Genomic DNA, 13,033 nt, shown 5'->3' on the forward strand with positions numbered 1-13,033 from the left:
GTGATCCGCTTCATCGGCTTCATTGCAGCAGTGGTCCTGATGGCCCTGATCCTGACAACCTATAGCGGGGGCGGGCCTGATGGCCCGCCCAAGCAAACATCTATCGCCGAACTTCGTGGTGCGCCTGAGCGCTGGGATGGCGAACATATATTGGTCACGGGCTTCATTGGAGACCGAATTGTCCTCATGGGATTTGGCGGATTTGTTCTTCGCGACGAGTTGGGGAACGAAATACTTGTCTTAGGTTCACCTGCATTGGCGGCGATTGATCAGACCGTGACCATCAATGGCAAGTTCGTCACCGCATTCGCAGCTGGGGACATCACCGTACCCGTCATTTTTGTCGGCGATCAACCATGAGCACCATGAAAATAGAAGTAGACCGGGCACATTTTCAGATGAACATCGCTCGGAACCAAAAGGTCATTTGTGCGGGTTCGCTTCGTCTTTTCTCTGCACCGATTGCCTGCCTCGTTGCGAACCACTGTTCCGATGTTGAAATACCGGTGTTGACGACGGGAAAGACGGTCGCTTTGGCGAAATGGCCTGATACAATGAACTTCAGGCAAACTGTCCGGATCGACCCGTTTGGTCGCCGTAAAGACGAAAAGGAGACCTGCTTCGGAGCGGCCTTACGGTGAAGTTTGAAGTAAGGCCTCATACAAAATCACTTCCCGTTTGTTGTATGTAGTTGGATTTGCGCACGTCGGGGTAGCGACACGCTCTTCGCTACGGCGAACCCGCTACCGACAAGTAGGGATAAGAAATACTCGTAGCCGTCCTTGGGATGGTCCCAAAACGGCCAATTGACTTCTCATAGCTAACATAATTGGAACCAGAAAATGATGCCGGATGGAGAAAAATCGTACTTAACCAGACCGCCCGGAGCACCGAAGGGTTCACCCTATTCGGCATCCGATTGTGATAAGATCATTTCCCGCGTGCTGCACCGTTACACCCCACACATCTATGCCTTCGCGAAGAGTCGACTGAGAAGCGACATGAAACAAAAGTTTGTCTCAGGTGTGTTTATGGGAATAAGCAGCATGGTCAGACGTGGAACGCCCCCTTTTGACGAGTGTGTCGTCGATGGCAAAATAAACTGGGACCGGTATGGGCCAATAATTTATAAGCTGATCAAGGAGCGAATGAATTGGGACCGGAAGTCGTTATTTAAAAGCTATTTCAAGAAACGTCAGGTAGTCCCGAAAGAAACTTCCCTGCATCCTCTCGAGTCATTCCTTAGCGAGCCCGTTCCCGAGCAAGAGCTGGATGACCCCTGGCCGTCCTACGAATTCGTCGAAAGAGACATGACATCGATATTGGAGTATCTGGTCGAGTGCCGATTGATGAACGATCTGGCTCGACAGTGCTTTCTGCTGCGTGTTCGCGAGGAGCTAACCTATGTCGAAATCGGCGAGAGAATCGGCAGGTCAAAAACAAGAGCTGAGTACTGGCACAAGAAAGCGGTCGAAGTGCTAGAGAATGAAAACATTCGTGAACGGATTCGAAGCCATTTCGAAGGAGGTGGTCATGAATCAAGAAAGTAATAGCGGCATAACTTCGCGCCAAATCCAATTTTACTCAGGCCGTTTCGTGCTTGAGATTCGGAGTGTAACCAATGACTAAGAGGAATAAAAGTCAGTCCTCTGACGAGATCATAGAACTGATGTTGCAAAAGGCTCGTATTCTTGACGGTCTAGAAGATGGCGAAGCAGAAGATGAGCCGGCGCCATTTCTGCTAGAGGGCTACCGGTTTGATCAGGATTTTGAAAGTGCTATAGATACGGCCCTTGAGCAGTGCGGAATTTCGCGGACGGAATTTGACAAGCACTTCGATGATCCGGTCGTGGACGACTGTGCTGATGGCCAGAGTGGTGTGGGTCCGCAACGGATAGCGCAAAAATTTGGACAAAATCTGGCGGGATTCTCCGATTGGGTGAATGCGACCCTCAATAATCTGGGGGGGGCGTTTGGGCGCCCTGTGTATGCGATGGCTAGTTCTGGGCGAGCCACTCGTCGGAGATCAGCATCTCGATCGAACAATGTTTCGTCAGTAGACCGAATTTGGATGCAGGGAGACGTTAAGCTCTCGCTGCATAGCTCCGGTAAACGCGAACTCAAAGTTACCTTGCTTGTCGAGGGAGATGTTCATGGCAAGCCCACCAGACTGTGCTGGCTGGATGAATCATCCTTTAGCGCTGGGCCTGAAGATCCGCTGACGCTGATCACATTTCCAATCGATTGTCAGGATGATGGAACTTATCGGGTGATAATCCCTGCGGGTATCTACAGCAAGAGAATGCAGTTGATAGCAGCTTCAGAAGAACGGGATGATGTGGAGGAGACGTATGTGCGTCTTCTGCTTCCCTTTTTGGAAACAGAGCAGGTGCTGTCCGAGTAAATGAGTAACAAGCTATCTGACCACTGGTTGCGCGATCAATCATTTGCATTTGCCGCAACTTTGCTCGGGGATTACGATCCGGAAATTTTTGAACCGCGCCAATCGGCCTGCGCCATGCTATTGGCGCAGAGCGTTGACACTGTTCGCGCAGGGTTGATTTCAGACAGCACTCTTTCGCTTATCAGTACAATCGATGAATCCTATGTTGATGAGTCGTTTCTCGCGAAAAATGGATGGAATGAACTAACAGCGGCTGCTTTGCCGTTGGGCCATGCGGTGTTGGTGGCGCGAGAGGAGTTAAGTAAGCGGGATGAGGTATCAGCAAACGGATTAAACCGGGTTCTTATCTCTCATGCTGTCTATGTCCTGAAGCGACGACATATGACTGCCGTCAAATTTCTCAAGTGGCTTCAGAGGGCCGTACCTGGCGCCGTGCCGGGCGTTGATAGAGCCATTCAAAATATTCGAGCCGGGGGGGCTGGATTTGTTGAGCGCGTTGAACAAGCCCTGGCAGCAAGCCGAGATGCCGATCTGCAAACGAGAGACCGCCTCGAAGAGATTGATCGCTTTCACGATTTGATCCTTGACGCGGCAGAAGCAGATCGTGACTTATTGCATCCTTGGTGGACCAGAATCTGTATGGCTTACAGGAGTAGTTTGTTCTGCTGGCCGCTGCTTATCGAAGGTAACAGTAGTGATGATGAATCCGCTATACCTACCGGACGCGGACTGAGTCTTCCGGTATCCTTGTTCCTGCTGGAGGATGGAAAATCATCGTGGAAGAGCGGGCAGAATTTTTATGGCCAGAGGATTTGGTTCAAATACAAACTATCAAAAACTGAGGAAAAATTCTCCACTGAACCAAGATTTCGGGAGGCGCGCGATGAGCTTCCCGCGCACATAGACGGTTTTCATTTCGGCTTCACGCAAGAGTGGTGGACCGCTTTTGCCATCGGAGTTGATGTCGCCAAGAAGCTCTGGTCGAGCCAGAATGGTCGTCTTCGGTTTGCTGATAAGCAGGCTGCACAAGCGAAGCTTCAAGCGAGTCTGAATGTAGATCTGAGGGCGGCTTGCGACATTGTCGAGTCCGTCTATTCGCTTGTGCCTGATAATGCCTGGAAAGCTCTGCGGCCGTGCGACCGCTTTTTCATGGTCGGAGATCGCAGTGCGGAGGCCTACTGGGTCCAATGTGTATTGGGCCTCCTTCTGCCAGCGCGTGAAATTCCGCTTGGCCTCTGTACGGGAAGGGTGGAGTACCTCGACGGTGAATTTGAAATGGAGGATGTCGCCGGGGTGGTTGCCAAGCTCGAATACGCTAATCGAGCTGGAGTTCCGCGAGTTGTGCTTCCGGGGGACCGCCAAGAGTATTTTGAGGGGGGCGTCGATGATGAAAAAGAAAGCAGCGTACAAGCAGAGGTGGCGGAGTTCCTGGATCGAATCGCAGCAGACCAGTCTCGGAAGACCCTTGAAATCAACTTCGCCCGCTCCGCGCGGGCGGCCGCTGATGCAATGCAGTCCGCCGGTTGGAGGCGGACGAGTTTCTTGCGTACAGCCGGGCTTCAGAAAACTCTCAGCTATCACCAGCACCGTTTGTTTATTCGAGACTTGTTGAAAAGTAGCAAGCTCAAGCGCCGACTGAAGAAGAAAGACGTCGAATGGTACAACAACCATCGAAAATGGTTTGATGTTGAGACGGAACAATTGGAGGACTTGGACTCGGTACTATTATCGAGCGCCAAAAGATCGGTAAAGTACGTCTACGGAAATCAACTCATCGGTAAGATACCTGGAGCCTCAATTGAGCAAACTCTGGGCAAATGGATCGCGTGGAAAGACAACCAGATTAGGAGTGGAGAGGAGACGGGGTACCGAGGGCCCGGGCTTGGTGTTCTCGCTCTGCGGACTGCCGATGGCGATCGCGAGATTCGTGTGTGGGCTGCGCTCTCTGAGATGCTGGATGCCGATGACGGCTGGTGGGACCAGTTCCAGTGGTCTGATTTACCTATGTCTGCCCAGTTTCTGGCGCAGCTCCTGTGCAACCAGCGGGCGGATCCAACTGTCAGCGTGGGTTCCGCGCCGGATCTTATAATAATCTTCGACGATGCCGGCATGACGCAAACCAGAACAAATGTTGTTTTTCCAAAGAATTTCCACCATCAGTTTTTTGACCTACTCAATCCTCGTCATCCGGAAAACCACAAGCGGGATTTTCTGGACGAAGCACTGAAGCGGTTCGGCGGCGGTGCCCTCAATCATCCCACGCGCATTATCGTGGTCCTTCCTGGCGATGAGGAGCTGTCTGACAATAGGGGGAGTGTGCTTGAGCAGGCAGACCGTGATATCTTGGAGCGTCTCGCAGTCTTTCGCTTTGGATTTAGTCGGCAGGCGGCATTTTCAATGGCAAATTTCCGTCGAGAGGTCGAAGGTCGTTTGAGCTGGAAGGAATTCGAACTTGCCGCGGGCCGTTTAATTAAGAACAAGTTGCTCACAGGCAGTAGGGACATCCTTGTAGTTCCCAGTGCAACTCGAAAACTTCTCGGTGATTTCAGCCTGTTGAAAGACCCAGATGCGCATCAACATGCTGCGGAGTCACTTTGCCCTATTCTCAATCCGAAGGGTGTGCGAATTTCAGCTAACAGAGATCGTCAACTAGAGCCAGAGAGCATTCTGGAAGCAGACTGGCACTTGCAGCGCGCATACTCATTGGTCCCCTGGCGTTTCCAACCCAAAAGACCCAAGCGAAATGGAAGACCGAGAGTTGCCGATTCTCAGGCTCTTCTTACGTTTCTGCGTACTTCGCCAGATTGGGATACAGTGAAGCGCCTTCGGGTCAATTCCAAGACACGGAAGGAGAGCCTAGATCTGTGCAAAGAGCTTTTCGACACTCAGCGTACCCTTACCGGACAACAACCTCAATCCACCACTATCGCTCTTTATATTGAAACGTTGGGGAGACTTTATAGGAACGAGCAACAACGTCAGGACCAGATTGATTCTTTGGCGGACGACATCGTATATCATGTGGATACCGCAATCGAGCATTTGAAATCGGAGGAGTTAAGCAAATCCGAGTGGCAACGGCGCCTCCGTCATCTCTTTTCTAGGCAGGTCTTTGCGTTGCGAATGCTTGGATTGCCATTGACTGATCATCGGGTGGCTGGTTCGAAATCATACTTAGATAATGCGATCACAGAAATTCTGGAACGAGATTTCATCGGCGGCTTAGGTGAAGACCTTGGTGGGTTAGACGATTATCCAATTTCTCACGACTTCTGGCGTTGTATGTGGTCCGATGGAAAGGACGAGGGAACACCAAACAAGACGTTGAGTTTGAACGAGCGGTCCACTTATGCTTATGCGGCGGCTAGGGCTAGTCTTGGGCAGAGGCGTGTGGGCAGGCCTTCCAAGGCTCCTTGGGACGAACCATGGATTGCGTACTTTATTCTCACACAGCCCGAATATGTCGCTGCAGCCCAACTGGTTGGGCCGCTGAGCACGTGGCGGGAGATTTATGGAAGTCCGCCCGAGTCTGCTTCGGGTTTTGGTTCTCGGGTTTTGAATTTGCAGCCGCATGCCAAAAAGAGAAAAGGCAAATGGGAGGAGGCCTGGTCCGGCGATATTCTCGGAGCGTGTCTAAACTTATGGAGCTACTTGACGCACCCAGATAACACACAAAGACTTTTTGGCGCTCCAGTGGCCCCGGCGCTTGATTTAATTAGAGTACTGGCGTTGGAGGAAAGCCTGCCAGCCTACCTGTTCTTGAAACAGTGCGGAACGGAATGGCTCGATAGGTTCGCAACCATCGTTACACAAAGCAGCAACCGTTGGTCAGAACCAGCCCATGGCACGTACGGCTTTGTCGCTGAAGCGTGGACTACTTTCGGGAATACAGTGGTCGGGTTGTCAGCCGGATGGATCGCGATGCTCGATAGTCTTGATGGCCTTGCCGACGATGATGCGCGTCTGTTCCGTGTCACGGGTTGGCTCCGCGCCTTTGAAGCGGCTCGCATTGATAACGTTCGGCACTCGGATCCTGAGAACCTCGCTGGAATTGCCAGCAATATGCCATCGATTCAGGATTTCAGAAACGCGGCCTTTCGCGCAAAAAGGAATGCGGACCACATCTTTAAGTTGCGCAATGCGCGTGGTTGGGCGCTCTATGGGCATTATCGGATGCTGCTGTCTGAAATCGTACGTTCGGTACCCACTTGATCTCTGGTCGATAGTCCACTCCCGGATATTGCTACTCCGTTATCCGAAATCTTTTGTCTTTCGACGTGTTCAGCGGGAAAAGTGCGCCGATTGATCGACTTCCTAGTCAAGCCTGCCAGCCTGGCCGGCCTGATCAGAAGGAGAAGTCGATGTCAAATCACATAGCGAAGAGACTAATGAAGCGTGCACAGATGTGGGGAGCCACTAACTTGCGCATTGAGTATGGCGGTAAGCATCCCAAGCTTGTTGGGGATTTTGAAGGCGCTACATTCAAGTACGTTGTCCCCGCAACTTCAGGCGATCGACGCTCTGAGTTAAACTGTCTGTGTGGCTTGCGCCGGATGCTCGGTGTCACAAGGAACGAGCAGCAAAAATTGCGTCAGGCGCCCCGACGTCGCCGGCGCCTCCGTCCGCATGACGCAACACCCAAGTTCAAACCGGTCTCTGCGCCCAAGACGCAACGTGAAGACAAGTTTTACACCCCTCTTGCGCGCTTGATGGAAACCTTCTCGGGGGAAGAGCGGGCCAACATTTCCCACATGACCTACAATCCGGATGAATGCTAACGGGGATGGGTACAGAAACGATGCTTAGAAGGGATGGGGACGACTTCTGATCACATCTGCCTGGCAACCCGCGACGCCGGATATCATTGTGACAACACCTATTTCCCCTTTTGTTTTTATTTCGCGGTACTGTGTGCAAATGTCACCCGCCGGTTCTGTTGAGTTTACCTTTTGACATCAACCCCACCCTCCCCATCTTGAAGTTCGACAGGCAAAGTCACCGAATTAGATAGTCCCAGTATTTAGAATAACGCATCGGCTGTCTCGCGAGTCGGCATTTCAGAACAATGAGGCGGAGGATGAGAAAATAGGCACGCCTAAAATGAAATCCAGATCATCTGAACTTACCGGCGGCGAGGGATTTACCTACGAAGATGTTGTCGCTGCCTATTATCTTACCTCTTTATTGAGGATGGATGCCGCCCCTGGCATCGACGGTTCCGTGTTTCGAGTTGCCGTCCAACAGCAGGCTCAAGGTGAGCCCATGGATGATCTTATCGTCGACACTTCTGTCGATGGCGAAACAAGGAGATTGAGTCTTCAGGTAAAGAGGTCAGTCACGATCAGCGATGCTGAGTCCAATACGGACTTTCGCGAAATCATTGCAGGCGCGAAAGATACACGTGCGAAAGCGGATTTTCTTAAAGGGCGAGATCGTTATGGCTTTGTGGCCCGTACGGTAGGAGATGGCCGCTTCCAGTCCTTGAACCGAATTATCGATTGGGCGCGAGCTAGCGACAGCGCTTCTCATTTTGCTGCACGATTTGAACCGAACGCAGAAGCGAACCAAACCGATATCCTTGTGCGTCGGCAAATTTGCAACTTGCTTACGCCAGCAAGTGTCGAGGAAGAGCGTGCATTCTTCTCAGATTTCGTTGCACTGCAACTAGATGGATTTGAAGTTAATGCTCCACGCTACACGGAATATTGCAACCGGCTTTCCGACATCGTCTCTGATCGCTCAGAAGGTGGAGCGGCTCTCGGAGCAATTTTGTGTCGATTGGTGCGAGAAGGAGAGGGCAAGGCAAAGGTGTGGACTCGTCCTTCGCTCCTCTTCGACCTTCGTTCGATTATAAAGCTGAATACAGCTCCCGCTTTTGCTTCCGACATCTCGATTTTGCACGGAATGTCGATTGCTGCGTGCCAAGATATAACGATGGATATAGACGGAGTGACATTGGATCGATCCGATCTGGTTGTTGCTGTCAACGAAGCGTCGGGGAGCTTCAGATTTACAAACATTCGTGGACTGCCCGGTGCTGGAAAGTCCGTCATTCTCCGACGCATCGTTGATCTAGCTTCAAAAGAGGGGCCGGTCCTCCTCTTGAAATCTGATCGGTTGGAGGGTGCGTCCTGGGTAAGTCATGCAAATGCAATTGGGCTCCGAACCAGCGATCCTCATGAGCTGTTAGCGCAAATTGGCGCGGTTGGGACGCCGGTATTGTTCATCGACGGCATCGATAGGATACCCCCCGATCGCCGAGGCGTTATAAAAGACCTTATGCAAGCGATTGAGTGCGATCCAGCTCTCGATCATTGGCGAGTTATAGCGACCTCACGGGATCAGGGGCTCGAAGCTTATCGCAACTGGGTGCCTGTTACCTTTTACAAATCGACAGGCATTGGCGACGTGCATGTCGAAGGTCTGAACGACGAAGAATCGAAGCAGTTAGCCGAAGCCATTCCAAGTTTGAGGCCGCTTCTATTCGGTTCTGAAGGCGTGAAATTAATTGCGCGCCGCCCATTCTTTGCGTCAGTGCTCGCAAAGAGAAAGGGCGATGATGAACTAGACCCGCCAACAACCGAAACCGCGCTAATTGATGCTTGGTGGAAAGCTGGAGGTTATAACGCTGAACCGCATCATGTTTTGGCGCGACAACGGGCGCTGCTAGAGTGCGCTGTAAAAGGCGCATCTGCTCTGGGTAAATCCATACGCCTGCGATACTTGGAGGGTTCAGCGCAAGTCGCCCTGCCAGGTCTTCTTCAAGATGACGTTTTTCAAAGCCTAGAAGACGGCGTCGAAATTTCGTTCGCCCACGACATCTATTTCGAGTGGGCTTTTTACAAGCTCTTGATTGATGCCGGGGAGGATTGGATCAACGTGTTGAAAGCGGCTGGTGAGCCACCACTCCTCGGGCGAATTGTTGGCCTTTATTCCCAGAGAGAGTTTGAGCGCTCCGAAAATTGGTCTGCAAACTTTCTGGCTCTCAACGAAAGTTCACTTCGTCCGCAATGGCGACGCGCGTGGATGCTCGGTCCAACCTACAGCGTGACATTCACTGAGAAAATCACTCAATTTGAAGTGTTACTTTTCGGGCAAAATTTCGAATGGTTAGGCAGGTTCCTGACTTGGTTCCAAGCAGAAGGCACGATCCCTAACCCAATCGTTCTTAAGCTGCCACCGACAACTCTTGATAGTGCTGCTCTAATTCGAGCGGCAGATTATCTTGGTTGGCCATCCGATGTTGCTGCGTGGCGCCGCGTGCTGGATTGGTTGTTGGCGCAGATTGATCAGTTGCCGGCTTCTGTTTTGCCGAGTGTCGCCAGCCTATTCGCTGTATGGCAAAACATGTTTTCTGACCTGAAGAACCCGATATCCCAACAAATATTGAATTGTGTGCAAAATTGGCTTGATGAGCTTCAAAGCGTGAGGCGCCCAGATGATCCGACTAGAAATAGATGGAAAGATTTGGAGCAGGACGTATACGCACAATTCGTCTCGTCTCTTCGCAACCTCATTCTTCGATCTGCGCGAGCCTTCCCAGAGTTTGCGACGGGTGTCGTTGAAAATTATCCGGCTAACCAACGGAATGGAGACGAGCAGTTTATAGAAATTGCGGCATTTTCCCCTATCCTGGTGGAAACATGTCCGGATGCCATCGCAGACATGGTTCGCCGAGCACTCATGGAAGAATTACCGCAGCAGAAGATTGATAGGGAACGACGAGAGTCTGAGACGCATTATGCCCATCTGAGAGCGATCCGTGAGAAGCCGGAAGGTGAGCGAACCGAACACGAAAAGAAAATTCTCTCGTTTCCTCGTAGTATTGAGTCAAGCAGAGAATATGACTTTGACGATATCGGCATTGAAAAACATCATCGAGCATTTTTTCCCTCAACTCCGCTCGACCAACCCTTTGCGGCATTGCTGGAGAAGGCTCCCGAAAAGGGGTTGAAGCTCATATGTGATTTAAGCAATCACGCTACGGAGGGGTGGAGACAAATTCATTCAATCAATTCTCCAAAATATGGCACACCGTTGCCGCTTACGATCTATTGGCCTTGGGGGCAGCAAACATTTTATGGCGATGGACGAACTTATACTTGGTATCTTGGGTCATTGCCGCCACAACCACTGCAATCTGCGTTTCTTGCATTAACCCACTGGGCACATCAGTCGATCGACGCCGGGCGAAGCGTCGATGAGGTTATAAAAGATGTCGTCTGCGGACACGAGAGTTGGACCGTCTTAGGTTTGGCAATTTCACTGGCGCTCGAAAAGGCACATGTTTCAGAAACAGTCCTCTCGCTGCTAAGAAATCCACGCTTGTGGGCTATTGATATAAGTCGCCAAGTTCAGGCGCCTATACAGAAATTTACTTTGCCGGGCCTGGACCCTCGGAACCGTATGTCGCCCTTACAGAGGGATGGGCAAAGCTATCTGCAGGAGAGGGCGTTTCACAACCGATCTTTGAGGGATCTCACGCCACTCTTTGTGCTGAATTCAAATCAGGAATTGAGCTCAGCCGCCCAGCGAGCTATCAGCTCCTTTCCTGATGAGTTGCCCTTCGATTATGAAGAGGAAAGAAGTGATCGGTCCCGGGAAGAGTATCTGCGCAATTTGGCAAAGTCTTGGGCCGCAACCGGTGATCCCTCCAACTACATAGCAGAGGAGGCCGCTGGAAGGGAAGGCGCGGTTGCGATCAGATACCAAGCCTCACAGCCGCTGCCCGATGATTTGCAAGCAACATTAGCTCATAGCGAAGCTGCTCTCCTTGACCATCAGGCTCTGCATTGGGCGATGAAAGGACTGGAGACAGGAAAAATTGATGCCAATATCGATGCTGACGCGGTGCTAGCTCATATCAGAAGCCGAGCACCCGATATCTCTTTAGGTGAAGTAGAGGAAGCCGGCATTGGCATTCCGCAGTCTGCGCTGGTTGCTTGCGCAGCGTTGGCCACTCGTCACTTTTCTGCTCACCATGATTGGGCATGGGATGTGCTCGCGCGTGTCGATAATATGAAGGAGGAGTCCACGGGGTTCTATTCCTCCCCAAACAGATATCATCCGAAGCAATTTCTGATCGCAGCCTTGTGCTTCGATTTGCAGGCAAAATCAAATCGTCCAGATTCAGCGAGCCGTCTTTTGACGCTCTCGGCAGATGACAATTCTGAAATATCCAAATCGGCTCTAATTGCGCTAGGTAGTCTGTATCCATACAATCCGGCGTTGGCATGGACAGGAGCATTTATCGCGACATCGCTCTTCTCTCTACCGATCGGAGACTATGGTGAGGATGGCAGGCGGGATAGAAGTCAGCAATTCGCATACCGTACGTCGACATTGGCCTCTGCGTTGAAAGCCTTCAACGAAGACCTTGCTTTATCTTTGGTGCCGCCTCCACCGGCGTGGGTTTTTGAAATACCTCCTCGTCGCCGCGAATGGGAACCTACGCCAACAGAACCTGAATGGCGCCGACCAAATATAGAATTTAATCATTCATTGGCTGCGGCAGTTTTACGACATTTTCCCTTTGAGGATTGGCTTCATGATGCGGGAAAGAAAGAACAAGTTACGGAGTACCTTTGCCAACTTGTGACGTGGAGCAAAGAACGAGCATTTCCTGAATGGGAAGAAGAGGCAAGTAGACGGAGTGCAACCGAGCTTTACGAGTGGTACCGTGCGTTGGCGGATCTTTGCGTCCGCGCAACACCAGCATTGACTTCTGATTTTGTGATCGAAAAACTACTATTACCAATCATTGCAAAGCCAGACGAAGACGCGTTGAGCTTTGCAGCTGATTTCGTGTCATCTACCGCGTGCCGCCTGGTGATGGATGCAGCGAACGTAGAAAATGATGCGATGAAGATCCTGTCGGTCTGTCTTGATAGACTGCTACAAGAGAATTGCTTTAAGCGGAGCTCCTATCGCGCAGGGCGGATTGGCGGCCTTGTAATGCCGGGAATGATTCGTGATCTCATGTTTGTGGAAGTCAAAGATGCTTCGGGTGCGATGCGTTTCGCGAATGGCGATTGGTCAGAATTGGATTTGGTTTTGCCAATTGTGGACAGACTTATGAAGGAGGGGGGATGGTCAGAATTTGTAATGGATACCTATCTGACCTTGTGTCAACGAGCGGGGCCGAAATTGCGGATTGCCGATTTTACAAGACACGTTTTGCCGCATTTGTGTGATGGCCGTTCTTATCTTCGACCAGGGCAAGGTTCATTAATTCCAGCTCGGATTGCCGGTGTTATCCAAGCTTTGGCCGATGCAAATTACCCGCTGAACGAGAGCGACGCACAGTCACTACTGTGGATGCTTGATAATCTCGTGGATATGGGTGACCGCCGAGCGGCAGCACTGCAACAGTCATCTCACTTTCGTGAAATTCAATTTCAATCACCAGCTCCAGCTTCAACAGATTGAAGAATGTAGAATTGAAACAAATATAGCGTCAGATTTGCAGGATTGCCGGTGAGGCATCATGGGCAATCATCGAGGATGATATCCGTTCGTTAGAAATTCCAGAATGGACGGCCTCTATCCGATAAGAAAATTGGACAGCAAATCTTAATCACATTAGGCGGTCCGAAAATGCGCTTCTCACGAGGTTGGCAGCTCTTTGTT

7 protein-coding genes are annotated in these 13,033 nt (G+C 51.2%); all 7 read left to right on the top strand.

Annotated elements, in window-relative coordinates; translation table 11 throughout:
* The 7 genes from HAD_RS05330 (at position 1) to HAD_RS05355 (ending at position 12,832) form a co-directional block, all read left to right on the top strand.
* The gene (locus HAD_RS05330; RefSeq protein ID WP_156942164.1) at positions 1-360 is read left to right on the top strand and encodes a hypothetical protein; all 360 of its coding nucleotides are present in this window, start codon (positions 1-3) and stop codon (positions 358-360) included.
* The gene (locus tag HAD_RS18540) at positions 357-641 is read left to right on the top strand and encodes a hypothetical protein (RefSeq protein ID WP_156942165.1); all 285 of its coding nucleotides are present in this window, start codon (positions 357-359) and stop codon (positions 639-641) included. The genes HAD_RS05330 and HAD_RS18540 overlap by 4 nt, the downstream gene beginning before the upstream one ends.
* Positions 642-1,001: 360 nt before the next feature.
* Entirely contained in the window at positions 1,002-1,550 is a 549-nt protein-coding gene (locus HAD_RS05335) for an RNA polymerase sigma factor (protein WP_035569839.1), read from the top strand.
* 71 nt (positions 1,551-1,621) lie between these two features.
* Complete coding sequence (locus HAD_RS05340; protein ID WP_035569840.1) at positions 1,622-2,404, top strand: hypothetical protein; 783 nt, start codon at positions 1,622-1,624, stop codon at positions 2,402-2,404.
* Positions 2,405-6,616 (top strand): hypothetical protein, encoded by a 4,212-nt coding sequence (locus tag HAD_RS05345; protein WP_035569842.1) that lies wholly within the window; start codon positions 2,405-2,407, stop codon positions 6,614-6,616.
* A 176-nt stretch (positions 6,617-6,792) separates the two neighbouring features.
* The gene (locus tag HAD_RS05350) at positions 6,793-7,182 is read left to right on the top strand and encodes a hypothetical protein (RefSeq protein ID WP_156942166.1); all 390 of its coding nucleotides are present in this window, start codon (positions 6,793-6,795) and stop codon (positions 7,180-7,182) included.
* Positions 7,183-7,666: 484 nt separating this feature from the next.
* Positions 7,667-12,832 (top strand): hypothetical protein, encoded by a 5,166-nt coding sequence (locus HAD_RS05355; RefSeq protein ID WP_156942167.1) that lies wholly within the window; start codon positions 7,667-7,669, stop codon positions 12,830-12,832.
* Positions 12,833-13,033 lie beyond the last annotated feature (201 nt).

It is taken from the genome of Hyphomonas adhaerens MHS-3 (assembly GCF_000685235.1).
Classification (GTDB): Bacteria; Pseudomonadota; Alphaproteobacteria; order Caulobacterales; family Hyphomonadaceae; genus Hyphomonas; species Hyphomonas adhaerens.